The sequence below is a fragment of the Bradyrhizobium sp. CCBAU 11386 genome (assembly GCF_028128955.1).
GTDB lineage: Bacteria > Pseudomonadota > Alphaproteobacteria > Rhizobiales > Xanthobacteraceae > Bradyrhizobium.
Window position 1 is genome coordinate 24,714 of record NZ_LBKA01000222.1, and the last position, 25,119, is coordinate 49,832.

Here is a 25,119-nt window from a genome sequence, read left to right on the forward strand (position 1 = left end):
GCGGCACGAAGAACGTGGATGCCCGGGACAAGCCCGGGCATGACGGAGACCGCGGAGTCCCCGGTAACCCCGCATTAACCCTTTTTTTGCCCAAATCGGCGATCTGAGTCCTGATCGGGCCGGAAGGCCCAAGTAAGGCCCAAAGTCGCGTCCATTCAGTCTCTGTTGACCATGCCATTGGGCCAACGGGCTCGTGATCCCCGCTCGGGTTGCGACCACATGACCCAGAGGTTAGAATTTTAATTAATGGCTTCAGGGCATAAGCGCTGGAGCGTGGTTTGAAAAAGCCCGTCACGACGGGTCCGGATCTCCGGTCGGATCATGCTCCAAAGAATTGGGGTTCGCGCTCTCTGCCCGGCACGGTGTGGGGTCCATCTTGATTTCTCGTTCGCTTGCTCGCGCGCTCTTGGCTTCGGTTGCGCTGCTGACGGCCAGTGTTCTGCTGGCCGGCTGCGACACCGATCAGGTGTCGCTCGCGACCAACGCCAAGGCCAACCAGCCGGTGCCGCCAAAGCTTCTCGCCGCGATGGTCGAGAAGGACATGGATCTGCAATCCCCGATCCTGGTCCGCCTGTTCAAGCAGGAAGCCGAGCTCGAGGTCTGGAAGCAGGCCCGCAACGGCCAGTTCGCGCTGCTCAAGACCTATCCGATCTGCCGCTGGTCGGGCGATCTGGGTCCGAAGGTGCGCGAAGGCGACCGCCAGGCGCCGGAAGGATTCTACTCGATCAATCCGGGCCAGATGAATCCGCAGTCGGCCTATTACCTCTCGTTCAACACGGGCTATCCAAACGCGTTCGACAAGGCTTTGGGCCGTACCGGCTCGCAGCTGATGGTGCACGGCGATTGCTCCTCGCGCGGCTGCTACGCCATGACGGACGAGCAGATCGCGGAGATCTATTCGCTCGGCCGCGAGTCCTTCTTCGGCGGCCAGAAGGCGTTCCAGCTGCAGGCCTATCCGTTCAAGATGACGCCGGTGAACATGGCCAAGCACCGGAACAATCCGAACATGCCGTTCTGGAAGATGATCAAGGAGGGCTATGATCATTTCGAGGTGACGCGGCAGGAGCCGAAGGTCGATTTCTGCGAGAAGAAGTACGTGTTCGACGCGGCGAAGACGCCCGATGCCAAGCGCGATCCGGTGTTCGACGCCTCCGCAAAGTGCCCGGCCTATGTGATCCCCGAGGACATCGCGAGCGCCGTGCGCGAGAAGGACGCGCGCGACCAGGCCGAGTACGCCAAGCTCGTTGCCAGGGGCACGCCGGTGGCGCGCATGAACACCGGCATCGACGGCGGCATGAACAAGATCTTCGCCGCCAAGATTCCGGAAGGCTCGACCGGCCTGTCGGAGGGCGCCGAAGGCACCACGCTGCAGATGCTGGCGATGGCGAAGGCTCCGGGCACGATCCCCGGCCACGTCAATCCGCCCAAGCCGAATCTCGACGCGGCCGCGTCCTCGCCGCAGGAAGAGCCGGTCGTCGCCGTCAGCGCGCCCGCGACCAGCACCCGCGTCGCGGCCGCTGCACCCGCCGAGAAGTCCCAGGAAAAATCCCAGGAGAAATCCCAGGGCGGTGGCTTCTTCTCCAACCTCGGCCGCAAGATGGGCCTCGGCACCACCGACACGACCGCGACCGCATCGGCTCCGCCGCCGCAAGCCACCGCGTCCGTGGCCCCGGCCACCACGTCCACGACACCGCCGACGGCAGCGTCCAGGCTGAAGGCCGCAGTGACCCGGTTCGTGCCCGGCCGCGATACGACCAAGGACGCGCCGAAGCCGGCTGTTGCCGCCGCCAAGCCCGCCGAGCCGGCGAAGCCCGACACCCGCCTCGCCGCAACGCGCCCGGCGCTGAAGCCGTCGGTGTCGGATGATCCCGCCGGTGGCCCGCAGATGGCCGGCGCCGCGCCGGTGGTGTCGTCGAACTCGTTCGACAGCCGCTTTGGGGCGGTGAAGTAAGAGCGCGGGCAGCTCTGCGCGTTCTCTCTGGTCCTCCAGCCTGACACCGTCATTCCCCGCGAAGGCGGGGAATCCAGTATTCCAGAGGCACCAATGATCGATCGAGAAGCCGCGGTGTACTGGATGCCCCGCCTTCGCGGGGCACGACAGGGCGAGGTGGGCGAGAGTGCCCCGCCTCACTCGCAGGTGAGCAGTGCTACATTACGGCGCCAGATACCGCAGCAGCTCGGGATTGCCCCTCACCTCGGTCGCCTCCCCCTGCAGAGCGACCCTTCCGCGGTCCAGCACGTAGGCATAATCAGCGACGCGCAGCGCGAGGTCGAGGTGCTGCTCGACGATGATGACGGCGATCTCCTTGGCGAGCTCGATCAGGCGTTCGGTGATCTCCTCGATGACGCCGATCCAGACGCCTTCGGTCGGCTCGTCGAGCAGCAGCAGTTTCGGATCGCCCAGCATGGCGCGGCCGATGGCGAGCATCTTGCGCTCGCCACCGGAGAGCGTGCCGGCCGGCTGGTCGAGGCGCTGGCCGAGTTTCGGGAAGATGGTCAGCACGTGGTCGACGGCGTCGGCCTTGCTGCTCGCGAGCGAGCCGACGGCGAGATTGTCGCGCACCGACAGGCGCGCGAACACCGAATGTTCCTGCGGCACGTAGCCGATGCCGGCGCGCACGCGCTCCTGGGTCGCGCGGCGGCTGATGTCGCGGCCATCGAAGGCGACCTCGCCCTTCCACGCCGGCAGCTCGCCAACGATGGTCTTCATCAACGTGGTCTTGCCGGCGCCGTTGCGCCCGAGCACGGCGACGCCGCCACGCCAGGGAATGCCGAGGTTGACGTCGAACAGGACCTGGCTGCGGCCATAGCCGGCGTCGAGATGCTTGATGTCCAAAAATTCAGGCACGGCGCAGATAAATCTCCTGGACGGATTTGTTGGCCTGGATTTCGGACACGGTACCTGACGCCAGCACCTTGCCCTGGTCGAGCACGGTCAGGCGATCGCAGATGTCGCGGATGAAATCGAGGTCGTGCTCGACGATGACGAGCGAGCAATGTTTTTTGATCGGCTGGAGCAATTCGCCGGTGACGCGGCGCTCTTCCAGGCTCATGCCGCCGGTCGGTTCGTCCAGCAGCAGCAGCTTTGGCTTGCCAGCAAGCGCCATCGCGATCTCCAGCCATTGCTGCTGGCCGTGCGACAGCGCCGCCGCCGCGTCGAAGGCGCGATCGGCGAGGCGGAACTGCGTCAGCATGGTCATGACCTGGTCGTGCAGCGCGCCGCGCGTGCGCGAGAACAGGAGGTCGAACAGCGAGGCCTGCGCCTGGAGCGCGAGCAGGATGTTGTCGTAGAGCGTCAGCGTCGGCAGCACGCTGGTGATCTGGAATTTCAGGCTCATGCCGGCGCGGGCACGCTCGGTCGGCGTGAACGCGGTGATGTCGGTGTTGATGAAGCTCACCTTGCCTTGCGTCGGCACCTCGGCACCGGCAATGCACTTCATCAGCGTGCTCTTGCCTGAGCCGTTCGGGCCGATCAGGCCGTGAAACTCGTTCTCGCCGACGGTGAGCGCCGCGCCATCGAGCGCGGTGAGCTTGCCGAAGATCTTTTTGATGCCGGCGGCCTCAAGGAGCGGCATTGCGCTTCTCCTTTCCGGTCTGCTTCTTGTCTTCCTTGGGCTTCGCACCGAAGCTGCCGACCCGTTCGCGCTCGCCCAGCACGAAGCTGATCAGGCCGAGCGGCCGGAACAGGATCACGAGCAGCAGCAGCACGCCCAGGATGATCGGCCAGATGTCACGGTAATTGTCGGACAGCCAGAAGCTGACGCCTTCGACGATGACGGCGCCGATGACCGCGCCGATCAGCGTACCGGAGCCGCCGAACAGCACGTAGAGCACCACCTGCGTCGAGACGACGACGCCGACCATGTTGGGCCAGACAAAGCCTTCATGGAACGCATAGAGGCTGCCGGCGAGACCCGCGACGGCGCCGCCGATGGTGAAGATGATGGCTTTCAGATGCTGCGCCTTGTAGCCGAAGAAGGCGATGCGCTGCTCGTTCTCGCGCAGACCTGCGAGCGCGAGGCCGAACTGCGAGCGCACCAGGAAGCGGCAGAGCAGATAGACCACGACGAGGATGCCAAGCACGAGATAGTAGAACGCCGGCCCTTCCGAGAAGTCGTAACCACCGAGCGTCATTGGCGCGATCGAGGGAATGCCGTTCTGGCCGCCGAGATAGTACCAGCCGCGCGCCAGGCGGTCGGCAGCGTAGGAGCCGGTGAGCGTGCCCAGCGACACGAAGATCACGCTGGACGGATGCCGGCCCAGCAGCAGGAAGCCGCCGAGCAGCAGCGCGAAGGTGAGGCCGATGATGGTGCCCGCGGGCAGCACCAGGAAGATATTGGTGATGTCCAGGTCGCGCGCGAGCAGCGCGACGCCATAGCCGGCCGAGCCGAAGAACAGGGCCTGGCCAAAGCTCATGATGCCGGCATAGCCCCAGACCAGATCGAACGACAGCGCGAACAGCGCGAGGATGATCACCCGCGTCGCGAACACCGTGAGATAGTCTTGCAGCACCAGCGGCGCGAGCAGCGCCGCGACAAGCACGACGCCCTCCACGATCGGCAGTACTTTTCGTGTCGATGATCGTTCGGCCGGTGCGCTTTCGGCCACCGCAACGTCTGTCTCACCACCGATGTCGGCGTGGACGGCCTGCTTAGCTGCACCCATGGATTTCAGCATTCCGAGTTAAAGCACCTTGTGGCGGACACTGCACCTCTGCCCGGCGGGGAGAGGTCGGATTGCGGAGCAATCCGGGTGAGGGGCCGCGGCACCCAGTGGGACCAGATCCCCTCACCCGGATCGCATCTTGCGATGCGATCCGACCTCTCCCTACGGGAGAGGTGAAGAACGGCGTCCCTCAGCATTCCTTGGGATCGACCAGACCGTCGCTGCGTCCGACGATCTCGTAGTTCCCGCCCTTGGCGACCGCGGTGTACATCTTCATCTTGCAGTGCCGCTTGCCCGGGACCATCTCGGCCGGCCCCCCGGGACCTTCGGCGATCTTGGCATGGTCGAGCGCGGCGGCGACCGATTCGCGGTCGATCTTGCCCGCTTCCTTGACGGCCGCCTCCCACAGCTTGAGGCCGCGATAGGTGCCGGTGGCAGCGCTGCCGGCGGCGAACAGGAAGTTGCCCGGAAAATCCTTCTCGTAGGCGGCCTGGATTTTTGCGTCGAACGGGTTCTCCTTGGTCAGCACCTTGAAATAGTCGAGACAGCTTGCGAGCCCCTCGATCTCGGCGGCCTGGTTGATGTTGAGCGTGTTCTCGTCGTAGTAGACGCAGGCGAGACGGCCGCCGTTCTTGAGGAAGCCCGCTTCATAGAGCTGCTTGAAGAACGGGCCGACGCCCGGCGGAATGACGGTGTTGAAGACGACGTCGACCTTGTTGGAGATGATGCGGTTGACGGTCGAGGAGAAGTCGACCTGATCGAGCGGATAGTATTCCTCGAACACGACCTCGCCGCCGTTCGATTCGATCACCTTGCGCGCATAGACGTTGAGCGTGTGCGGCCAGACATAATTGGCGCTCGGCAACGCGAACTTCTTGCCGCCGTTCTTGATCAGCCAGGGAATGAACTCGTCGCACTGCTGCGCCGGCGTCGGGCCGGTGCAGAACAGATAGGGCGTGCACTCCTTGCCTTCGTAGAGCTGCGGATAGATGTAGAGCGTCTTGCCGCGCGCCACGATCGGGTCCTTGATCGCGTTGCGCATCGAGGAGGTGATGCCGCCCAGCACCATGTCGACCTTGTCGCGCTGGATCAGCTTGCGCACGTTGCCGACCGCGACGGATTCGTTCGACGCAGTGTCCTCGATATAGAGCTCGAGCGGACGGCCGAGCATGCCGCCGGCGGCGTTGATCTCCTTGATCACCATCTTGGCGACATTGGCGTCGGCATTGCCCGCGTAGGCGATCGGGCCGGTCAAGTCGGTGGCAATGCCGACCTTGATCGGGGCTTCGGCCGCATTGGCCCAGGGGGCCGGGATCACCCAGCTGCCGACGCCGGTTGCGACCGCGCCGGACGCAAAGGCGAAATTGGAGAGGAAGCGGCGACGTGAGAGCTGCGTACGATCGAACATGTGACTAAACCCCTTTTCCAGCGATGAGGCCCTGCGGCCGGAATTTGATGAAGACAATAGCGAGCACGAAGACGAGGACGTCGGCGACGACGGGCGCCATCACCCATGGCAGCGCGGCGCTGAGCGTGCCGATGACGCCGGCGCCTGCGACCGGCCCGATGAAGGAGCCGACGCCGCCGACCATGACCGCGACAAAGCCCTGGATCAGGAAGCGCAGGCCGAGATCGGCGAACAGGCTGAACACGGGCACGATCAGCGCGCCGGCGAGGCCGGCGAGTGCCGCGCCGAAGGCAAAGGTGGCGCCATAGATCAGCGGCGTGGAGATGCCGGAGGCGCGCGCCAGCGACGGATTTTCCAGCGTTGCGCGGACGCGAAGGCCAAAGCTCGTGCGTGAGAGCAGGAGATAACAGCCGCCCATCACCAGCAGCGTGATGACGATGATGGTGAAGCGCCAAGCCGAGATGTGCATCGCGCCGATGTCGATCGAGCCCCCGATCGGCTCCGGCACGGTGAGATAGAAGCCGCCGATCAGCCCGCGCACGGATTCGCGGATGATCAGGCCCAGCGCATAGGTGCCGAGCATCGCCACGATCGGCGCGGCGTAGAACCGGCGGATGATCACCGCCTCCAGCACGAAGCCGAGCGCGCCGACCACGAAGGGGGCCGCGACCATGCCGGCCCAGATTGGCAGGCCTTTGGCGTAGGCGAGATAGGTGATGTAGGCCCCGAGCAGGACGAACTCTCCTTGCGCGAAGTTGAAGATGCCCATCATGCTGGCGATGATCCCGAGCCCCAGCACGATCAGGACGATGATCGCGCCAAAGCTCAGGATCTCGAACGCCGCGACGAACGCGTTAGCCATGCGCTAGAGCCTTTCCCGTTCCGATCGAATCGGAACGGGGCTCTAGATTTATGTTTTGACGCGTTTTCTTGACGCGAACCGGTATCCACTTCGCTCGAAAACGCTTCAGTGTTCCGTCCGTCTGCATCAATGCCTCGCTCACATCTTCTTCCAGTCGCCGATCTGCTCGAAAGCGTGCGCGGCGCGATAAATCGTGGATTCCTCGAACATGCGGCCGACCAGCATCAGGCCGACGGGCAGGCCGTCGACCATGCCGCAGGGCAGCGACATCGCGGGATGATGGGTGATGTCGAACGGCGCGGTGTTGCCGATCATCTCCAGCGCACGGGCGACGTAGTCCTCGCGGCTGGCCGTGGGCTCCGGCAGCTTCGTCGCCTTCATCGGCGTGGTCGGCAGCAGCAGGAGATCGTAATCCTTGAGAGCCTTGTCGTAGGCTGCGGTGAGGCGACGCGAGATGTTCAGCGCCTTGCCGTAATAGCGCGAACCGAAATTGTTGTTGATGTAGGTCCCGAGCAGCAGGAACAGCTTTGTCGTCTCGGACAGCGAGTCCGCCTGCCGGCGCCAGCCGCGATGGAAATCCATCAGCGAGGTCGAGTAGAGGTCGGAGCGGGACAGGCCATAGCCGTCACCATACATCATGGTCTGGGTCATGCCCTCGGTTCCGATCGGCGTCCAGATTGCGGGGCCGACGAGATGCATCGGGATCGAGACGGTCTCGACGGTGGCGCCGAGATCCTTGAAACGCTTGGCCGCCTCGCGCACGCTTTCGTTCACCGCGGCTTCCGCGGTCGGCTGCTCAAAGCCTTCCTTGAGGATGCCGATCTTCATGCCTTTCACGCCCTGGCCGAGCGCCTTGGTGTAGTCCTCGACCTTGGGCGCCTTGATGCGCGGGTCGTAGCCGTCGTCGCCGGCAAGCACTTCGAGCAGCAGCGCGTTGTCGGCCACGGTCGCCGTCATCGGGCCGGTGTGATCGACGAAGATCTCGATCGGCATGATGCCGGTGTAGGGCACGAGGCCCCAGGTCGGCTTCATGCCGTAGGTGCCGCAGAACGAGGACGGCATGCGGATCGAGCCGCCCTGGTCGCCGCCCATCGCCATGTCGGCCTCGCCGAGCGCGACGACGACGCCGCTGCCCGAGGACGACCCCCCGGCCGAATAGCCCATCTTGTAGGGATTATGCACCGGTCCCACCGCCCCGGTGTGGCTGCCGCCGGACATGCAGAAGGATTCACAGTGCGTCTTGCCGAGGATTTCCCCGCCGGCATCCAGTATGCGCGTGACGACGGTAGCATCGAAATCGGGGACGTAGCCTTCCAGCGTCGCCGAGCCGTTCATCATGGGAACGCCGGCGAGCATGATGTTGTCTTTCAGCGCAACCGTCTTGCCCTTGAGCTTGCCGCTGGCGGCGCCCTTCACCGTCGACTTGCGATACCAGGCGTTGCGCGGGTTCTCCTCGGGCGAAGGCCGATAGCCCGGCGTGCGCGGATATTTCACCTCCGGCACTTCGTCCGGCATCGCGCCGACGAGATTGTAGGCTTCGATCGAGCCCTGCATCAGGCCGCGGAACGAGGCGACATCGTCATCGGTCAGCGCGAGGCCGCACTGCTCGGCGACGCTGCGAAGTTGGGCGGGCGTTGGAAGGACAACTGTCACGGCGCTCTCCTTGAGGCTTCTTGATCCCTGGCTTTGAATGGAGGCCGCTCGCTCGCGCTTGCACAGCGCGGGCCAATCGGCTTCGCCTCGATATTACAGACGGAAATATTTTCCTTTTCAAGTATTATTTCGAAGGTCCGCCGCGACAGATGAGCGGCCGGATCTCAGAGCGTCTTGATGAGCTTGAAGTCGAGACCGTCCGCTTCGGCGAGATACATCGGCATCTCGGCGCGGCCATCGCGGATGGTGACGGGCCCGCGGCCCGCCGAATAGACGGTGTTGCGCGCCGCCTTCAGCAGCGGATGCAGGGCGAGTGAGCCGGCACGGTTGGCCACGGACTCCAGGAACCGCAGCCCCTCGTAATTTGACTGGCCGACGGAACCGACAGGCGGCGCATGCGGGCCGAACATGGCCTGATAGCCGCCGAGGAACTCGTCATTGGCGCGCGAGGCCATGCAGTTGAAATAGCCGGAGGCGCAGAACAAATTCTCGGTGTTGTCGGCGCCGATGCCGAGCAGCACGGTCTCGTCCATCGCGCCTGCCAGCCGCAGCGTCGAGGTGGCGAGGCCCGCCTCGGCGAAGGCGCGGTTGAAGGTGATGCTGTCGGTGCCGATCAGCGAGATCAGCACCACGTCAGGCTTGGCGGCGCGGATGCGCGCCAGATGCGGCTCGTGATTGTCCTCGCCGACGGGGACGAATTCCTCGCCGACGACCTGGCCGCCGGCTTCCTTGATGTAGCGCTTGACCGCGCGATGCGACTGCCAGGGCCAGACGTAATCGCTGCCGATCAGGTACCAGCGCACCGCCTTCTTGACGTCGGCCAACCAGTGGATCGACGGCCGGCTCTGCCAGCGCGGCGTCTCGCCGATCGCCATCACGCCCGGCGTGCGCTCGCCGCCCTCATAGACCGGGGTGTAGATGTAGGGGATGCGGTTGCCGGTGACCTTGCGCAGCGCGACGCGGACGGCGCTGATATGCGAGCCCATGATCAGGTCGACCTCGTCGAAGGCGATCGCCTGCTCGGCGCGCCGTACCACCTCGTCGATCGGGCCGCCGGAATCGTAGATCGACAGCTCCAGCTCGCGGCCCAAAATGCCGCCGCGCTTGTTGATCTCGGCGACCGCCAGCATCGCGCTGTTGGTGGAGGTCGGGCCCCAGATCCCGGGCGAGCCGGTGAAGGTGAGGAAATTGCCGATGCGCAGCTTGTTGCGCGCGCCGCGACGCTTCAGGAAATGCGCGTCAACCGGCGACAGGTCGAAGTCGGCCGCCGATGCCGATGACGACAGATTCCTGAACAGCAAAGACGGCGGCAACGCCGGGCCGCCGTGAGCCGGGAAGTTTACCGTCGCGCGCACGCCAACTCCTGTCTGGCACCAGACCTGAAAGCACATTGAGCAGGCGGCCGCGGCTTCCGCCCTTTTGTTGGGCAATGATCCTATTTTGAAAATATTGAATATTCAAGAATTGAAGTGCATATAGATGCAGCATTGATTGCAAGACATTCACTCATTTGGGTCAAGACGAAGTCTTAGCCGTGGCAAAACCGTCGAAAGAAAACTCCCCGATCACCGAACACCTCGCCTACCTGCTCGCGCAAGCCAACCGGGAGATCAACCGGCAGCTGGAACTGCGGTTGAGCAAGGAAGGTGTTCCCGTCGAGCAATGGCGCATCCTGAAGGTCCTGTCGGACGGGAACGGCCATTCGATGGGCGAGCTTGCGGACGCCGTGCTGCTCAACCATCCGACGCTGACCAAGATGATCGACCGCATGGTCTCCGACACGCTGGTCTATCGCGTGCAGGACCCGAACGACCGCCGCAAGGTCCTGATGTTCATCTCCGACCGCGGCAAGGTGCTGTGCAAGAAGCTCAACTCGCTCGCGGTCGACCAGGAGGAGCACATCCTGGAGAGCTACGGCGACAAGTCGACGAGCGAATTGAAGCGGCTCTTGGAGAGCTTGATCGACAGCTCGAATTGAGTCGGCGGGCAATTCAATTCCATCGTCGTCCTGGACAAGCGCAGCTCCCGACAACGCGCAGCGTTGTCTCGAGCGGAGCGCAGATCAGGACCCATTACCCCAAGAGCAGGTTTGACGAAGACTCGCGGTTGCCGGCGTCGCGCCGCGACTTCTCCCTGGGGTAATGGGTCCTGGCTTTCGCCAGGACGACGGAGTGAGCTGCACACCACATGCACAACTGTCATCGCCCGATTTAATCGGGCGATCCAGTATTACAGAGAAGGCTTTGATTGAACCGAGAAGCTGCGGCGTACTGGGTCGCCCGGTCAAGCCGGGCGACGACAGTGAAGATTGAGGCGCCGGTGTTGCGCCTCACAAGTACATTCAGGCCTTACGCATACCGCCCGTGGCAGTGCTTGTACTTCTTCCCTGAGCCGCACGGGCAGTCCTCGTTGCGGCCGATCTTGCCCCAGGAGGCGGGGTTCTTCGGATCGCGCTGGGCGGCGTCGGAAGCCGGTGCGCCGAGCGTGACGCTGGCGAGCGCCATCTCGTCCTCGCCGGTGTTGGGGTCGAACTTGTGCGCTTCCATCAGCGGCAGCACGGGTGCTTCCTGCTCCGGCGGGACGATCTCGACCCGCATCAGCTGCGCCGTGACGGCCTCGCGCAGGTGCGCGCTCATCTCCTGGAAGAGATTGAAGGCCTCGGTCTTGTACTCCTGCAGCGGATCGCGCTGGCCGTAGCCGCGCAGGCCGATGACCTGGCGCAGATGGTCGAGCATGATCAGATGCTCGCGCCAGAGATGGTCGAGCGTCTGGAGCAAGATGGTCTTCTCGACGTAACGCATCACGTCGGGGCCCCATTGCGCGACCTTGGCGGCCATGTGCTCGTCGGCGCGGGTCTCGATGCGGTTGAGCAGCTCCTCGTCGGCGATGCCCTCTTCCTTGGCCCATTCGTCGACCGGCAGGTCGAGATCGAGCACGCGCTTCAGCTCTTCCTTCAGGCCGGCGACGTCCCACTGCTCGGCATAGGCATGCTCGGGCACGTGCTTGGCGACGAGGTCGTCGATGAAGGCATGGCGCATGTCGGTGATGGTCTCGGCGACGCTGTCGTCCTTCATCAGGTCGACGCGCTGGTCGAAGATCACCTTGCGCTGGTCGTTCTGGACGTTGTCGAACTTGAGCAGGTTCTTGCGGATGTCGAAGTTGCGGGCCTCGACCTTCTGCTGCGCCTTCTCCAGAGCCTTGTTGATCCAGGGATGGATGATGGCCTCGCCCTCTTGCAGGCCGAGACGCTGGAGCATGCTGTCGAGGCGATCCGAGCCGAAGATGCGCATCAGATCGTCTTCCAGCGACAGGAAGAACTTCGAGCGGCCGGGGTCGCCCTGACGGCCGGAACGGCCGCGCAGCTGGTTGTCAATGCGGCGGGATTCGTGACGCTCGGAGCCAATGATGTAGAGGCCCCCCGGCTTCTTCACGGTCTTGGCAGGCTTGTTGCCCTTCGCCGGCTCGATCTCGACGGTTTCCTCGGCCTTCAGCACGATCTCGCGGAAGCGCTCGACGTCGGCCTTGATCTGCTCGATCTTCCTGGCCTTCTCGGCCTCGTCCTCGATGCCCGCGGTTTCCTTCGGGACGCGCATCTCGAGCGAGCCGCCGAGCTTGATGTCGGTGCCGCGGCCGGCCATGTTGGTCGCGATCGTGATCGCGCCGGGAACGCCGGCTTCCGCCACGATGTAGGCTTCCTGCTCGTGGAAGCGCGCATTCAGGACCGCGAACAGCTTCGACGGCTTGCCGGCACGCGCCGCGGCATAGAGCTTGTCGAGCGCGTTCTCCTTGCCGAAATCGATCTGCTTGTAGCCGTTCGACTTGAGGAACTCGGCGAGCACCTCCGACTTCTCGATCGACGCCGTGCCGACCAGCACCGGCTGGAGTCGTGCGTTCGCCCGCTCGATCTCGGCGAGGATGGCGGCGTATTTTTCCTTCTGGGTGCGGTAGACCTCGTCGTCCTCGTCGAGACGCGCGACCGACAGATTGGTCGGGATCTCCACGACCTCGAGCTTGTAGATGTCGAACAGTTCGTCCGCTTCGGTCGCGGCCGTACCGGTCATGCCCGCAAGCTTCTCGTACATGCGGAAGTAGTTCTGGAAGGTGATCGAGGCCAGCGTCTGGTTCTCGGGCTGGACCTGGACGTGCTCCTTGGCCTCGAGCGCCTGGTGCAGGCCTTCCGAATAGCGGCGGCCCGGCATCATGCGTCCCGTGAACTCGTCGATGATGACGACCTCGTCGTCGCGGACGATGTAGTCCTTGTCGCGGGTGAACAGCGTGTGCGCGCGCAGGGCCTGGTTGATGTGGTGCACGACGGAGACGTTCTCGACGTCGTAGAGCGACTCGCCCTTGAGCTGGCCGGCATCGCGCAGCAAGGTTTCGATCTTCTCCATGCCGGCTTCGGTCAGCGTCACGGTGCGCTGCTTCTCGTCGACGTCGTAGTCGGACTTGTCGAGCTTGGGCAGGAAGCCGTCGATGGTGTTGTAGAAGTCGGAGCGGTCGTCGAGCGGGCCGGAGATGATCAGCGGCGTGCGCGCCTCGTCGATCAGGATGGAGTCGACTTCGTCGACGATGGCGAAGAAGTGCGGCCGCTGGACCATGTCCTCGAGCCGGTACTTCATGTTGTCGCGCAGGTAATCGAAGCCGTATTCGTTGTTGGTGCCGTAGGTGATGTCGCAGGCATAGGCCGTCTTGCGCTCGGCATCGTCGAGGCCATGCACGATCACGCCGGTGGTCATGCCGAGGAAGCCGTAGATCTGGCCCATCCAACCGGAGTCGCGGCGGGCGAGGTAGTCGTTGACGGTGACGACATGGACGCCCTTGCCGGCGAGCGCGTTGAGATAGACCGCAAGCGTCGCCACCAGCGTCTTGCCTTCACCGGTCTTCATCTCGGCGATGTCGCCCTCGTGCAGCACCATGCCGCCGATCAGCTGGACGTCGAAATGGCGCTGGCCGAGCGTGCGCTTGGCGGCCTCGCGCACGGTGGCGAAGGCGGGCACGAGCAGGTCGTCCAAGGTCTTGCCCTCGGCGAGCTGCTTCCTGAAGTCGGCGGTCCGGGCCTTGAGCTCCTCGTCGGAGAGCTTGATGAGCTCGGGCTCCAGCGCGTTGATCGCGTTGACGCGGGACTGATATCCCTTCACCCGCCGGTCGTTGGCGGAGCCGAAAAACTTGCGGGCGAGCGCGCCGATCATGCCTAGTTCCTGTGTTCGCGATTTAACCGCGTTGCAGCCAAGAAGTTGTCACCCGCCTGCCTATCAACTCACCGTGACGCCTGATGGCGCCAGAGCCCGGACTGCGGGGGGTCATCCGCCATATGGGTGGGAATTGGGCAAGTCTGGGTTCAACGGCCAAAAACGCAGCAAAATAAACGCCATCGCCATGGTCGCGACCGGGCAGAGATATGGCCCGGTCAGGGCCTTGTCAACGGCGGGCGCATTGCGGCTAATTCATCATTTTGACAGACTTTTCGCGTTGCCAAGCCCCCCTGAATTGGGCGAGTGTCCGCCCCGCTCGAGCAGCCCCCTGCTTCAACATAAGGATTTTCCATGACCACCTCGTTCCCGGTAACCAAAACCGGCCTGCGCTTCGGGCTCGCCACCGCCCTCGTGGGCTGCCTTGCGCTGGCGCTGATCGCGGGTCCCGGCCGGGCTGCCGACGATCCGGTCCTGGCGAAGGTCAATGGCGCGGAAATCAAGAAGAGCGACGTGGCCATGGCCGAGGAGGAACTCGGGCCGAGCCTTGCCCAGATGGACCCGGCGACCAAGGACGAGAACGTCCTGTCCTTCCTGATCGACATGAAAATCGTCAGCAAGGCTGCCGAAGACAAGAAGGTCGCCGACAGCGAGGAGTTCAAGAAGCGCCTGGCGTTCGCCCGCAACCGCCTCCTGATGGACAGCCTGCTCGCCAACGAGGGCAAGGCCGCCACCACCCCCGACGCCATGAAGAAGGTCTATGAGGAGGCCTCCAAGCAGATCACCGGCGAGCAGGAGGTGCGCGCCCGCCACATCCTGGTCGAGACCGAGGACGAGGCCAAGGCGGTGAAGGCCGAGCTCGACAAGGGCGCCGATTTCGCCGAGCTCGCCAAGAAGAAGTCCAAGGATCCGGGCTCCGCCGACGGCGGCGACCTCGGCTTCTTCACCAAGGAGCAGATGGTGCCGGAATTCTCGGCGGTGGCCTTCGCGCTGGAGCCGGGCAAGATCTCCGACCCCGTGAAGTCGCAGTTCGGCTGGCACATCATCAAGGTCGAGGAAAAGCGCAACCGCAAGGCGCCGGACTTCGAGCAGGTCAAGGCCCAGATCGAGCAGTACGTCACCCGCAAGGCCCAGGCCGACTACGTCGCCAAGCTGCGCACGGAAGCCAAGGTCGAGCGGCTGGACCAGCCGGCGGCGGACGCCAAGCCCGCCGACGCGGCGAAGCCCTCCGACAGCAAGATGGCGCCCCCTGCGAAGAAGTAAGAATTCGCTGTCACTTCGCGGACGCCAATAGTATCTAACGTCGCAATGGCCGGGCAAATGCCCGGCCATCTGCATATCCAGACCTCACCAAGGCGCCCCGCGATGTCCTCCTCCGTCTCTCCCCTCGCCCCGAAACACGTTCCCGACATGCCCGTGATCGCGGGCGTCCGCCTTGCGACGGCCGAGGCCAGCATCCGCTACAAGAACCGCACCGACGTGCTGCTGGCGGTGATGGACAAAGGCACCGCGGTGGCCGGCGTCTTCACCAGGTCGAAATGCCCGTCCGCGCCGGTGGAATGGTGCCGCGCCAAGCTGAAGGGCGGCAAGGCGCGCGCCCTGGTCGTCAATTCCGGCAATGCCAACGCCTTCACCGGCAAGACCGGCCGCAGCTCCACCGCGCTGACCGCCAAGATCGCGGCCAAGGCCGTCGGGTGCAGCGAGAGCGAGATCTTCCTGGCCTCGACCGGCGTGATCGGCGAGCCGCTGGACGCGACCAAGTTCGACGGCGTTTTGGGCCGGCTGGCCGAGACCGCCGAGCCGGGCGACTATCTCGCCGCGGCCAAGGCGATCATGACCACCGACACCTTCCCCAAGGTCGCGACCGCGACGGTCAAGCTCGGCAAGGCCAAGGTCACCATCAACGGCATGGCCAAGGGCGCCGGCATGATCGCGCCCGACATGGCGACGATGCTGTCGTTCGTCTTCACCGATGCGCCGATCGCGCCGGCCGCCCTGCAAGCGCTGCTCAAGAGCGGCGTCGAGGACACCTTCAACGCGGTGACGATCGACGGCGACACCTCGACCTCGGACACGCTGCTGGCGTTCGCGACGGGCGCGGCCGCCGAGCACGGTGCGCCCAAAATCAGCCGCGCCAGCGATCCCAGGTTGAAGGCCTTCATCAAGGCCTTCAACCAGGTGCTCGCCAATCTCGCCGAGCAGGTCGCCCGCGACGGCGAAGGCGCGCGCAAGCTGGTCGAGATCACCGTCGAAGGCGCCAAGACCAAGGCGTCGGCGCGCAAGATCGCGATGTCGATTGCCAACTCGCCGCTGGTGAAGACCGCGATCGCCGGCGAGGACGCCAACTGGGGCCGCGTGGTGATGGCCGTCGGCAAGGCCGGCGAGCCGGCCGACCGCGACAAGCTCTCGATCTCCTTCAACGGCATCCGCGTCGCCAAGAGCGGCGCGCGCGATCCTGACTACGACGAAGCGCAGGTGTCGGAGGCGATGAAGGCGCCGGAGATCGCGATCAAGGTCTCGCTCGGCCTTGGCAAAGGCCGCGACCGCGTCATGACCTGCGACCTCACCAAGGAGTATGTCGCGATCAACGGGGATTACAGGTCATAGTCTCCATGACCACTCTCAAGCTCACACTGGTGGTGGCCTGCGCGCTTGTCGACGCCGACAAGCGCGTCCTGATCGCGCAGCGCCCCGAAGGCAAGGCGCTGGCCGGCCTCTGGGAATTTCCCGGCGGCAAACTCGAGCCCGGCGAGCGGCCGGAGCAGAGCCTGATCCGCGAGCTGCATGAAGAGCTCGGCATTACCGTCGCCGAGCCGTGCCTGGCGCCGCTGACCTTTGCGAGCTACGGCTACGAGACCTTCCACCTGTTGATGCCGCTCTATATCTGCCGGCGCTGGGAGGGGATGGTCACCGCACGCGAGGGCCAGACTCTCGCCTGGGTCCGCGCCAACAAGCTGCGCGACTACCCGATGCCGCCCGCGGACATTCCGCTGATCCCGCATTTGATTGATTTGTTGATGTGAGTTGGTAGCGACCGCGCCTCAATCTCCATCGTCGTCCCGGACAAGCGCGCCCAGAGCGCGCGCCGATCCGGGACCCATAACCACAGGAAGGCGTGGTTACGGGGACTCGGAGTGACCGCCTTCGCGCCACAACCACTCCCTGTGGCTATGGGTCCCGGCCTTCGCCGGGACGACATCGAATTCTTGGGCGACGATCTCGGCAGTGACGGAGAGAGCGACTCAGCTCTCCCCCGCCTTCTTCACCGCCTCCGCAAGACTCGCTTTCGCCGACCCCGGCTTGAGCGGCTGCTGCTGGCTTGCATGCGGGGCCCAGCCGGAGAGCCAGATGATGTCGAACGTCGCGCGGATGCGGCCGTCGGCATCGGCAAAGCGTTCGGCATAGATTTCGGCCATCCGCAGCAGCGTCGCGCGCCGGCTCGGCGTGCGGCGGCGTTCGATCAGCACATTGGCCGCGCCCATGCGCCTGATGTCCTGCATCAGTGCAAAGGCATTGGCATAGCGCACCACGACACGATCGACGTCGGTGACCGGCAGTGCAAAGCCCGCGCGCTGCAACAGCGCGCCGATGTCGCGCAGATCGGCGAACGGCGCGACGCGCGGCGAAACACCGCCCTCGCATTCGGCTTCGGCGGCAGCAAAAGCCTGGCGCAGCTCCGTCAGGCTGTCGCCGCCGATCATCGCGGCCAGCAGCAAGCCATCCGGCTTCAGCGCACGACGGACCTGCGCCAACACGCCCGGCAGGTCGTTGACGAATTGCAGTGCCAGCGCCGAGACGACGAGATCGAGGCTGTCGGGCGTGAAAGGCAGCTTTTCCTCGCCGGTTTTGCCAAGTGCAATCCGCTGAAGTGACGGCAGCCGCGCGCGCAAGGCCGCGAGGCCCTCACCGGGCGTCCAGAGATCGGCCGGAGCGTGAAACTCCCGCATCACCGCGGCGAGCCGGTCGGACATGTCCTCGGCGACCCGATCGAGCAGGAAGCTCACGGCGCCTTGTGCCTGCGCACGGCGTTGCCGCGCGTGCAGCAAGGCACGATCGAACAAAGCGGGCGGGGTTTGCGGGGTCTGGGCCATGCCGCTGGTTACGCCGATCAAGCTGGTCATTGCAATCTCCTCTCTCGTGTCCCGGACGCGCTGCAGCGCTTTTAGCGCTGCTGCGCAGAGCCGGGACCCAGAAGGCAACACCGTGCGATGCGGTGAGATGGGCCCCGGCTCTGCAACGCACCGCCACTGGACGATGCTTCGCATCGCCAGGGTGGCGCTGCGCTGCGTCCGGGGCACGAGAGCGTGGCTTGAGCGTCGTCGATCGGGACGCTAGCCTTCCCCCATGGAAGCCGACGCTGCCCCTTCCCGTTCCTTCACTGCCCCTCTGCGTGCCGCATGGACGGCCGGCCGCCACGCGCTGGCGCGCGCGGCAAGGCTGACGCTCGACATTGCGCTGCCGACCTTGTGCGTGTCCTGCCGCGAGCCGGTCGATGGCGAGGGCGTTTGCGCGGCCTGCTGGGCGCGATTGTCGTTCATCGAGCGGCCCTATTGCCCGCGGCTCGGCATTCCCTTCGTCTACGACCCCGGCCCGGACATGCTGTCGATGGAGGCGATCGCGAGCCCGCCGGCCTACATGCGGGCGCGCGCGGCGGTACGCTATGACGACGTCGCGCGCACGCTGGTGCATGCGCTGAAATACCAGGACCGCACCGATCTGGCGCCCGCCATGGGTCGCTGGATGGCGCGCGCGGGCGGCGAGCTGCTCACCGGGGCCGACATGCTGATTCCCGTGCCCTTGCATTGGCGAAGGGCCTGGCGGCGACGCTACAACCAGTCCGGAGCGCTGGCGCGAAGCATCGAGCGGCAGAGCGGCGTCAAGGTACGCGGCGAGGTGCTGCGCCGGGTGCGCGCCACCGAGCAGCAGATCGGCCTGTCGCGGGCCCAGCGCGCCACGAATGTGCAGGGCGCATTCCAGGTATCTCCCGAACGTCAGGCCGAGGTGCAGGGCCGCCGTATCGTCCTGATCGACGACGTCCTGACGTCGGGGGCGACGCTGGACGCCTGCGCCCGTGCCTTGCTGCGCGCCAAAGCGGCCCAGGTCGACGTGCTGGTCTTTGCCCGGGTTGTGGAGATCCGGTGAAGTCCCATATAATTCAATGAATTCATGACATGAGAGCGCCAGAAGACATGACCGCTGCTGTCGAGATCTACACCAGGCCGGGCTGCGGCTATTGTTCCGCGGCCAAATCGCTGCTGACCCGCAAGAAGGCGACCTTCGCGGAGTTCGACGTCGCCAAGAACCCGTCCTGGCGCGACGAGATGTACGACCGCGCCGGCGAGGGCTCGACCTTCCCGCAGATCTGGATCGGCGGCAGCCATGTCGGCGGCTGCGACGACCTCTACGCGCTCGATCGCGAGGGCAAGCTCGACGGCATGCTCGAAAGTGTGAAGGCTGAATCATGAGCGAGAATAGGACCTTCACCGCCGCGATGGTGCAGATGCGCACCGGCCTGATGCCCGAGCCCAGCCTCGCGCAGGCCACCAAGCTGATTCGGCAGGCTGCGGCCAACGGCGCCGACTACGTGCAGACGCCCGAAGTCAGCAACATGATGCAGCTCAACCGCAAGGCACTGTTCGAGCACCTCCAGAGCGAAGAGAACGACGCCTCGCTGAAGGCTTACCGCGCGCTCGCGGCGGAACTGAAGATCCACATCCATGTCGGCTCGCTGGCATTGCGTTTCTCCGACGAAAAAGCGGTCAACCGCTCGTTCCTGATCGGGCCCGAGGGCGATGTGCTCGCGAGCTACGACAAGATCCACATGTTCGACATCGAGCTGCCGGACGGCGAGAGCTATCGCGAATCCGCCAACTACCAGCCGGGCGAGACCGCCGTGATCTCCGACCTGCCCTGGGGCCGGGTCGGGCTGACGATCTGCTACGACGTGCGCTTTCCCGCGCTCTACCGCGCGCTGGCCGAGAGCGGCGCGTACTTCATCACCGTGCCGTCCGCCTTCACGCGCAAGACCGGAGAGGCGCATTGGCACGTGCTGCTGCGCGCACGCGCGATCGAGACCGGTTGTTTCGTGTTCGCCGCCGCACAGGCCGGCCTGCACGAGAACAAGCGGGAGACCTATGGCCACTCGCTGATCATCGACCCCTGGGGCGAGATCCTCGCCGAGGGCGATGTCGAGCCCGGTATCATCATGGCCAAAATCGATCCGGCCAAGGTCGAGACCGCCCGCCGGGCGATCCCGTCGCTCCAGCACGGCCGCCGCTTCGGCGTCTCCGACCCCAAGGCCGGGCCGGATCATCTGCATCTGGTACGGGGATCAGCATGATCCGCTACGCGCTTCACTGCGACCGCAACCACGCATTCGAAAGCTGGTTCCAGAGCTCGTCGGCCTACGATTCGCAGGTGAAGCGCAAGCTCGTGACCTGCCCGATCTGCGGGTCGGCCAAGGTCGAGAAGGCGATCATGGCCCCGCGCATCGTCGGCAAGAAGGGCCGCGGGCCCGCCACGCCGCCGCCGGAGCCCACCGCCGCAACCACCACGCCCGAGGCTGCGCCGTCAGGACCGACCTCGCTGCTGATGGCGCAGGAGCGCGAGCTGCGCGCCAAGCTCAAGGAGCTGCGCGATCACATCGTCAAGAACGCCGACAATGTCGGCGAGCGCTTCCCCAACGAAGCCCGCGCGATGCATTACGGCGACAAGGAGCACCGCCCGATCTACGGCGAGGCCTCGCCCGAAGAGGCGAAGTCGCTGATCGACGAAGGCATCGAGGTCTCGCCGCTGCCGACGCTGCCGGAAGACCGGAATTGACGCGCGAAGCGCGTCATCCCGGGATGGTCCGCAGGACCAGACCCGGGATCTCGAGATTCCGGGTTCGCCCTTCGGGCGCCCCGGAATGACGGCTACACCCCCACAAGCACCGCCACACCAACCACGATCAGCGCGATGCCGGCAAGCTCCCGCGGGGAGACCGGCTGCTTGAACGAGTAGTATGCCACGGCTTGCGCGAACAGCACCTCGATCAGCGCAAGCGTGCGGACATTGGCGGCGGCCGTCAGCGCGAACGCCAGAAACCAGAACTGCGAGGCGAAGGCGCCGGTGAAGCCGGCCAGCATCGAGGGCTTCCATAGTCCGAGGATGCCCCGCAACACGTTCGGTGCGCGCCAGAGCAGATAGATCGTCAGCACCAACGTCTGCACAAACAGGCCGAGCACCAGCGTGAACGTCGCTGCCGTCACGAACGACACGCCCGGCACGTTGATGATCGCGCCGCGGAAACCGACCGCCGAGAGCGCGAACGCCGCGGCCGCGACGAGGCCGGTGATGGTCGGCTTGAGTTCAGCAAAACTCTTCTCACCGCCCGGCCGCAGCGCCGTGATGACGACGCCGACGGTCGCGATCACGATCGCCAGCACTTTCAGCCACGTCAGGTGATCGCCGAGGAAGACGAAGCCGAAGATCGCGGTCTGGATCGCCTCGGTCTTGAGGTAAGCCGTCGTCACCACGAAGGAGCGGTCGTTCATGGCGAGCAGCATCAGGCCGGTCGCAACGATCTGGCTGAGCGCCCCGAGCAGCAGCCACGGCCAGAACACGGTCGGCGGCATGCCGAGATGATCGCCGGTGGCGACCAGCACCAGGGCAAGGAACAGCAGCGAGAACGGGAAGCCGAACAGGAAGCGGATATTGGTCGCGCCCCACGTCCCCAGCGGCTTCGTCAACGACCGCTGCATCGCATTGCGCGCGACCTGCCCGAGCGCGGCAACGAGGGTGAAGGGAATCCAGAGGCTGGCGATGGTGAGCATGGGTGGGGGATTGGTTAGGAAGGTAGGTTGATTAGCGTGACGGGAACAGACTCACTGGTCAACCACATGGGCGTCATGGGTGCGATGCTCTCGCAACAAGCACACTGTCGTCCCTGCGAACGCAGGGACCCATAACCCCAGGGAGCAGTTTTACGAAGGCTGCCAGCCCGCGCATCCACCACCGTCCGCCGCCGATAGATTCCGCGGTATGGGTCCCTGCGTTCGCAGGGACGACAGGTGGGGTTTGGCGCGGCCGGCGTGTTAAACTAACAGATCGCTCAGATCACGCCACTCCGGATTCTCCCGCTCGATCAGCTCGATCTTCCAGTCGCGCTTCCAGCGCTTCAGTTGCTTTTCACGGGTGATCGCGTCTTCCGCTCGCTCGAAGGCCTCGGTGTAAACGATCCGATACACTCCGTATCGCTTGACGAACTCCGAGCCCTTGCCGTTCCGATGCTCTTCCAGCCGCTTCTGGAGTGAGTTGGTGATGCCGATGTAGAGCGTTCCGTGATGACGGCTGGCGAGGATGTAGACGTAGTACATGCTCGGAGCGCCTGTCTCGGCTAACGACTGTCGCCTGGGGTTATGGGTCCCTGCGTTCGCAGGGACGACGCCGCCCATGAGTGACCAGCTTGGAACATCACACCATCCCTTCCGCCACCACCATGTAATTCACGTCCATGTCGGAGGAGAGGGTCCATTTGTCGGCGAAGGGGCTATAGACGACGCCGGTCTGCTCGGTGATGACGAGGCGGTTGTCGAGGAGATACTTCGTCAGCTCGTCGGGCGTGACGAACTTGTTCCATTCGTGGGTGCCGCGCGGCAGCCAGCGCAGGACGTATTCGGCGCCGACGATGGCGAGCGCGAAGCTCTTCCAGTTCCGGTTCAGCGTCGAGACCACCATCAGCCCGTTCGGCTTCAGCATCGAGGCGCAGCGCTTCAGGAAAACGCCGACATCGACGACGTGCTCGACCACCTCCATCGCCAGCACGATGTCGAAGCGCTCGCGCGGGTCGATCTCCTCCACCGTGGTGCAGCGGTAGTCGATCGCAAGATGGCTCTTGTCGGCATGCAGTTTTGCAGCCGCAATATTGCTCTGCGAGGGATCGACGCCGATGACCTGGGCCCCTAGCCGTGACAGCGGCTCACAGAGCAGGCCGGCACCGCAGCCGATGTCGAGCACGCGCAGGCCGCCGAGGCAGTTGAGGCTGCGCACGTTGCGCTCGAACTTGCGGCAGGCGGCGTCGCGGATGTAGCCGAGCCGCAGCGGGTTGATCCGGTGCAGCGGCGCCATCTTGCCCTTGGGGTCCCACCACTCCGCCGAGAGTTTAGAGAATTTCGCGATCTCGGCGGCGTCGACGGTCGAGCCCGGCTGGGCCGTGGCGGATGCGGAAGTATTTTGCTGCATGCTCATGGTTACGCGCGGTCCTACCGCGTGGTGATCGAACTACGGAAGGCGAGCGGCGAAGCGATGGTCCTGATCGTCTCGATCCCCTCGCCGACACCGCGAATGGTCACGTCGCCGTAGTTGAGAATACGTCCAAGAATCGTCTGATCGACGTCGACGCTCTCGACCTTGTCCAGCGCCATCTCGAAGGTGCGGCGCTTGATGAACCCGGTCTTGTGCACAACCCTGAGGTTGGTGACGTCGGTCTCGGTGGTGAAGCGATGGAACCAGCCCTTCACGGTCCAGTACAGGGCGGCCAGCGCCACCAGGCCGGAGCCGAACAGGGACAGGATCATCACGCTGTAGATGTCGCTCTGCCGGGACAGGGCGAACAGGGCCAGGGCCACGATCCAGGCCACGATCGCCGGGAAATAGAAGATCCAGTGCGCATTGGTCGAATACAGCACCCGCTCGCCCGGTTGCAGGATCTCGTCGATGTAACGCGCCATGATCTCGGTTAACCCATTACCCCCAAGCCAGACCTCGAGCCTGCCCCCGCAGGAACCCGCTTGCCCCCGGCCCCGCCGCTATGTATACGCGCGGTCGGTGTCCGCGAGGCCCGTCCAGTGCGGGCCACCATACTGATCCTTATGAGGGAATGCACGCGTCGTCATGAGCCGCCTCGTGATGAAATTCGGCGGCACATCCGTCGCCAACATCGAACGCATCCGCAACGTCGCACGCCATGTGAAGCGTGAGATCGACGCCGGCCACGAAGTGGCCGTGGTCGTCTCGGCGATGTCGGGCAAAACCAACGAGCTGGTGGCCTGGTGCACCGAGGCCTCGCCGATGCACGATGCGCGCGAATACGACGCCGTCGTCGCCTCCGGTGAGCAGGTGACGTCCGGCCTTCTTGCCATCGTGCTCCAGAGCATGGGCATCCAGGCCCGCTCCTGGCAGGGCTGGCAGATCCCGATCAAGACCAGCGACGCCCATGCCTCGGCCCGGATCGAGGACATCGACGGCAGTGAGATCATCAAGCGCTTCAGGGATCGCAAGGAAGTCGCGGTCATTGCCGGCTTCCAGGGCATCAACCCCGAGACGAACCGGATCACCACGCTCGGCCGTGGCGGCTCCGACACCTCGGCGGTGGCGATCGCCGCCGCCGTCAAGGCCGACCGCTGCGACATCTACACCGACGTCGACGGCGTCTACACCACCGACCCGCGAATCGTGCCGAAGGCCAAGAGGCTCGACAAGATCGCGTTCGAAGACATGCTGGAACTGGCCTCGCAGGGCGCTAAAGTGCTCCAGGTCCGCTCGGTGGAACTCGGCATGGTCCACAACATGCCGATCTTCGTCCGCTCGAGCTTCGACAAGCCCGAGGATATCGACCCGCATGCCAACCAGCCGCCCGGCACGCTGATCTGCAGCGAGGAGGAGATCATGGAAAGCCACGTCGTCACCGGCATCGCCTTTTCGAAGGACGAGGCCCAGATTTCGGTGCGCCAGATCGAGGACAAGCCGGGCGTCGCCGCGTCGATCTTCGGCCCGCTGGCGGAAGCCAACATCAACGTCGACATGATCGTGCAGGGCGTCTCTGAGGACGGCAAGACCACCGACCTCACCTTCACGGTGCCGGCCGCCGACTACACCCGCGCCAAGGACACGATTACCGCCGCCAAGGGCAAGATCGGCTATGCCCGGCTCGATACCGCCACCGACGTCGCCAAGATATCGGTAATCGGCAGCGGCATGCGCAGCCATGCCGGCGTCGCCGCCCAGGCGTTCTCGGCCCTCGCCGGACGGAATATCAACATCCGGGCCATTACAACCTCCGAGATCAAATTCTCGGTATTGATCGACACCGCCTATACCGAGCTTGCGGTGCGGACCCTGCACACGCTCTACGGCCTCGATCAGGCTTAGGCTAATTTTCTCTTAGCGGTCGCAGCAAACGCGAAGGTGTACACACCTTCGCGTCTGGCAGGCGTTTTGCTTGGCAAAACAAGCCCCAATTCGCTATACGGCGAACAGGGTGGGCTGCCACAAACTGTGCCCCAGTTGAGGCGGTGCTGATTCGGCTCAGGTGCCAAGTCTGAAGAAGATTTGGGCCTGGACCGGCGCCGGATGAGCAAATT

The 25,119-nt window shown here is 64.7% G+C and carries 23 protein-coding genes; 10 read left to right on the forward strand and 13 right to left on the reverse strand.

What is annotated here, in order from left to right:
- Nucleotides 1-376 precede the first annotated feature (376 nt).
- Entirely contained in the window at nucleotides 377-1,951 is a 1,575-nt protein-coding gene (locus tag XI09_RS19565; protein ID WP_271568287.1) for a L,D-transpeptidase family protein, read from the forward strand.
- 201 nt (nucleotides 1,952-2,152) lie between these two features.
- Here XI09_RS19565 and XI09_RS19570 read toward each other — a convergent pair whose 3' ends face one another.
- From XI09_RS19570 to XI09_RS19600, 7 genes are all read right to left on the reverse strand, one after another.
- On the reverse strand, nucleotides 2,153-2,848 hold the full coding sequence (locus XI09_RS19570; RefSeq protein ID WP_092192234.1) for a branched-chain amino acid ABC transporter ATP-binding protein: 696 nt from the start codon (nucleotides 2,846-2,848) through the stop codon (nucleotides 2,153-2,155).
- On the reverse strand, nucleotides 2,841-3,575 hold the full coding sequence (locus tag XI09_RS19575; protein WP_271568288.1) for an ABC transporter ATP-binding protein: 735 nt from the start codon (nucleotides 3,573-3,575) through the stop codon (nucleotides 2,841-2,843). The genes XI09_RS19570 and XI09_RS19575 overlap by 8 nt, the downstream gene beginning before the upstream one ends.
- Nucleotides 3,562-4,677, reverse strand: coding sequence for a branched-chain amino acid ABC transporter permease (locus tag XI09_RS19580; RefSeq protein ID WP_271568289.1), 1,116 nt, complete (start codon nucleotides 4,675-4,677; stop codon nucleotides 3,562-3,564). Before XI09_RS19580 ends, XI09_RS19575 begins: the two co-directional genes overlap by 14 nt.
- Nucleotides 4,678-4,855: 178 nt before the next feature.
- The gene (locus XI09_RS19585) at nucleotides 4,856-6,073 is read right to left on the reverse strand and encodes a substrate-binding protein (protein ID WP_027545254.1); all 1,218 of its coding nucleotides are present in this window, start codon (nucleotides 6,071-6,073) and stop codon (nucleotides 4,856-4,858) included.
- A 4-nt stretch (nucleotides 6,074-6,077) separates the two neighbouring features.
- Complete coding sequence (locus XI09_RS19590; protein ID WP_271568290.1) at nucleotides 6,078-6,935, reverse strand: branched-chain amino acid ABC transporter permease; 858 nt, start codon at nucleotides 6,933-6,935, stop codon at nucleotides 6,078-6,080.
- Nucleotides 6,936-7,073: 138 nt separating this feature from the next.
- Entirely contained in the window at nucleotides 7,074-8,588 is a 1,515-nt protein-coding gene (locus tag XI09_RS19595; protein WP_271568291.1) for an amidase, read from the reverse strand.
- A 164-nt stretch (nucleotides 8,589-8,752) separates the two neighbouring features.
- The gene (locus tag XI09_RS19600) at nucleotides 8,753-9,943 is read right to left on the reverse strand and encodes a substrate-binding domain-containing protein (protein WP_271568292.1); all 1,191 of its coding nucleotides are present in this window, start codon (nucleotides 9,941-9,943) and stop codon (nucleotides 8,753-8,755) included.
- Between the two features lie 179 nt (nucleotides 9,944-10,122).
- Between XI09_RS19600 and XI09_RS19605 the strand changes: the two genes are divergently transcribed.
- Entirely contained in the window at nucleotides 10,123-10,566 is a 444-nt protein-coding gene (locus XI09_RS19605; RefSeq protein WP_025576502.1) for a MarR family winged helix-turn-helix transcriptional regulator, read from the forward strand.
- 370 nt (nucleotides 10,567-10,936) lie between these two features.
- Here the strand turns inward: XI09_RS19605 and secA are convergent, their stop codons facing one another.
- Nucleotides 10,937-13,777, reverse strand: a complete 2,841-nt coding sequence (gene secA, locus XI09_RS19610) for a preprotein translocase subunit SecA (RefSeq protein ID WP_271568293.1) — start codon at nucleotides 13,775-13,777, stop codon at nucleotides 10,937-10,939.
- A 354-nt stretch (nucleotides 13,778-14,131) separates the two neighbouring features.
- Here secA and XI09_RS19615 point away from each other — a divergent pair, with 354 nt between their 5' ends.
- The 3 genes from XI09_RS19615 to XI09_RS19625 all read left to right on the forward strand — a co-directional run bounded on the left by XI09_RS19615 (nucleotide 14,132) and on the right by XI09_RS19625 (nucleotide 16,800).
- Nucleotides 14,132-15,040, forward strand: a complete 909-nt coding sequence (locus tag XI09_RS19615; RefSeq protein ID WP_271568294.1) for a peptidylprolyl isomerase — start codon at nucleotides 14,132-14,134, stop codon at nucleotides 15,038-15,040.
- A gap of 102 nt (nucleotides 15,041-15,142) precedes the next feature.
- Nucleotides 15,143-16,384: a bifunctional glutamate N-acetyltransferase/amino-acid acetyltransferase ArgJ gene (argJ, locus tag XI09_RS19620; protein WP_271568295.1), complete on the forward strand. Its 1,242-nt coding sequence runs from the start codon at nucleotides 15,143-15,145 to the stop codon at nucleotides 16,382-16,384.
- 5 nt (nucleotides 16,385-16,389) lie between these two features.
- A complete protein-coding gene (locus tag XI09_RS19625) occupies nucleotides 16,390-16,800 on the forward strand; it encodes a (deoxy)nucleoside triphosphate pyrophosphohydrolase (protein WP_271568296.1) in 411 nt (136 codons plus the stop codon).
- A 219-nt stretch (nucleotides 16,801-17,019) separates the two neighbouring features.
- On the opposite strand, the gene XI09_RS19630 is transcribed toward XI09_RS19625, so the two are convergent.
- A complete protein-coding gene (locus tag XI09_RS19630; protein WP_271568297.1) occupies nucleotides 17,020-17,898 on the reverse strand; it encodes a methyltransferase domain-containing protein in 879 nt (292 codons plus the stop codon).
- A 223-nt stretch (nucleotides 17,899-18,121) separates the two neighbouring features.
- On the opposite strand from XI09_RS19630, the gene XI09_RS19635 reads away from it, so the two are divergent.
- From XI09_RS19635 to XI09_RS19650, 4 genes are read left to right on the forward strand one after another with little or no spacing between them, the layout of a single operon-like run.
- On the forward strand, nucleotides 18,122-18,919 hold the full coding sequence (locus XI09_RS19635) for a ComF family protein (protein ID WP_271568298.1): 798 nt from the start codon (nucleotides 18,122-18,124) through the stop codon (nucleotides 18,917-18,919).
- A 47-nt stretch (nucleotides 18,920-18,966) separates the two neighbouring features.
- Nucleotides 18,967-19,242 carry a glutaredoxin 3 gene (gene grxC / locus XI09_RS19640; RefSeq protein ID WP_135175013.1) on the forward strand — a complete coding sequence of 92 codons (276 nt, stop codon included), beginning with the start codon at nucleotides 18,967-18,969 and terminating at the stop codon, nucleotides 19,240-19,242.
- Nucleotides 19,239-20,117, forward strand: a complete 879-nt coding sequence (locus tag XI09_RS19645; RefSeq protein ID WP_271568299.1) for a carbon-nitrogen hydrolase family protein — start codon at nucleotides 19,239-19,241, stop codon at nucleotides 20,115-20,117. Before grxC ends, XI09_RS19645 begins: the two co-directional genes overlap by 4 nt.
- Nucleotides 20,114-20,599: a DUF1178 family protein gene (locus tag XI09_RS19650; protein ID WP_271568300.1), complete on the forward strand. Its 486-nt coding sequence runs from the start codon at nucleotides 20,114-20,116 to the stop codon at nucleotides 20,597-20,599. Before XI09_RS19645 ends, XI09_RS19650 begins: the two co-directional genes overlap by 4 nt.
- A gap of 92 nt (nucleotides 20,600-20,691) precedes the next feature.
- Here the strand turns inward: XI09_RS19650 and XI09_RS19655 are convergent, their stop codons facing one another.
- The 4 genes from XI09_RS19655 to XI09_RS19670 all read right to left on the reverse strand — a co-directional run bounded on the left by XI09_RS19655 (nucleotide 20,692) and on the right by XI09_RS19670 (nucleotide 23,487).
- Entirely contained in the window at nucleotides 20,692-21,591 is a 900-nt protein-coding gene (locus XI09_RS19655) for an EamA family transporter (protein ID WP_271568301.1), read from the reverse strand.
- A 261-nt stretch (nucleotides 21,592-21,852) separates the two neighbouring features.
- On the reverse strand, nucleotides 21,853-22,134 hold the full coding sequence (locus tag XI09_RS19660; RefSeq protein ID WP_271568302.1) for a GIY-YIG nuclease family protein: 282 nt from the start codon (nucleotides 22,132-22,134) through the stop codon (nucleotides 21,853-21,855).
- 97 nt (nucleotides 22,135-22,231) lie between these two features.
- Nucleotides 22,232-23,005, reverse strand: coding sequence for a bifunctional 2-polyprenyl-6-hydroxyphenol methylase/3-demethylubiquinol 3-O-methyltransferase UbiG (ubiG, locus tag XI09_RS19665; protein WP_271568303.1), 774 nt, complete (start codon nucleotides 23,003-23,005; stop codon nucleotides 22,232-22,234).
- A 14-nt stretch (nucleotides 23,006-23,019) separates the two neighbouring features.
- On the reverse strand, nucleotides 23,020-23,487 hold the full coding sequence (locus XI09_RS19670; protein ID WP_011083047.1) for a PH domain-containing protein: 468 nt from the start codon (nucleotides 23,485-23,487) through the stop codon (nucleotides 23,020-23,022).
- A 163-nt stretch (nucleotides 23,488-23,650) separates the two neighbouring features.
- On the opposite strand from XI09_RS19670, the gene XI09_RS19675 reads away from it, so the two are divergent.
- Nucleotides 23,651-24,907, forward strand: coding sequence for an aspartate kinase (locus tag XI09_RS19675; protein ID WP_271568304.1), 1,257 nt, complete (start codon nucleotides 23,651-23,653; stop codon nucleotides 24,905-24,907).
- Nucleotides 24,908-25,119 lie beyond the last annotated feature (212 nt).

Excerpts from the sequence above, each read along its gene's own strand:
- XI09_RS19575 (WP_271568288.1), bottom strand. The coding sequence starts at position 3,575 with ATGCCGCTCCTTGAGGCCGCCGGCATCAAAAAGATCTTCGGCAAGCTC.
- XI09_RS19650 (WP_271568300.1), top strand. The coding sequence starts at position 20,114 with ATGATCCGCTACGCGCTTCACTGCGACCGCAACCACGCATTCGAAAGC.
- XI09_RS19660 (WP_271568302.1), bottom strand. The coding sequence starts at position 22,134 with ATGTACTACGTCTACATCCTCGCCAGCCGTCATCACGGAACGCTCTAC.
- grxC (WP_135175013.1), top strand. The coding sequence starts at position 18,967 with ATGACCGCTGCTGTCGAGATCTACACCAGGCCGGGCTGCGGCTATTGT.
- XI09_RS19585 (WP_027545254.1), bottom strand. The coding sequence starts at position 6,073 with ATGTTCGATCGTACGCAGCTCTCACGTCGCCGCTTCCTCTCCAATTTC.
- XI09_RS19655 (WP_271568301.1), bottom strand. The coding sequence starts at position 21,591 with ATGCTCACCATCGCCAGCCTCTGGATTCCCTTCACCCTCGTTGCCGCG.
- argJ (WP_271568295.1), top strand. The coding sequence starts at position 15,143 with ATGTCCTCCTCCGTCTCTCCCCTCGCCCCGAAACACGTTCCCGACATG.
- XI09_RS19675 (WP_271568304.1), top strand. The coding sequence starts at position 23,651 with ATGAGCCGCCTCGTGATGAAATTCGGCGGCACATCCGTCGCCAACATC.
- XI09_RS19580 (WP_271568289.1), bottom strand. The coding sequence starts at position 4,677 with ATGCTGAAATCCATGGGTGCAGCTAAGCAGGCCGTCCACGCCGACATC.
- XI09_RS19630 (WP_271568297.1), bottom strand. The coding sequence starts at position 17,898 with ATGACCAGCTTGATCGGCGTAACCAGCGGCATGGCCCAGACCCCGCAA.
- ubiG (WP_271568303.1), bottom strand. The coding sequence starts at position 23,005 with ATGAGCATGCAGCAAAATACTTCCGCATCCGCCACGGCCCAGCCGGGC.
- XI09_RS19670 (WP_011083047.1), bottom strand. The coding sequence starts at position 23,487 with ATGGCGCGTTACATCGACGAGATCCTGCAACCGGGCGAGCGGGTGCTG.
- secA (WP_271568293.1), bottom strand. The coding sequence starts at position 13,777 with ATGATCGGCGCGCTCGCCCGCAAGTTTTTCGGCTCCGCCAACGACCGG.
- XI09_RS19615 (WP_271568294.1), top strand. The coding sequence starts at position 14,132 with ATGACCACCTCGTTCCCGGTAACCAAAACCGGCCTGCGCTTCGGGCTC.
- XI09_RS19590 (WP_271568290.1), bottom strand. The coding sequence starts at position 6,935 with ATGGCTAACGCGTTCGTCGCGGCGTTCGAGATCCTGAGCTTTGGCGCG.
- XI09_RS19645 (WP_271568299.1), top strand. The coding sequence starts at position 19,239 with ATGAGCGAGAATAGGACCTTCACCGCCGCGATGGTGCAGATGCGCACC.
- XI09_RS19635 (WP_271568298.1), top strand. The coding sequence starts at position 18,122 with ATGGAAGCCGACGCTGCCCCTTCCCGTTCCTTCACTGCCCCTCTGCGT.
- XI09_RS19625 (WP_271568296.1), top strand. The coding sequence starts at position 16,390 with ATGACCACTCTCAAGCTCACACTGGTGGTGGCCTGCGCGCTTGTCGAC.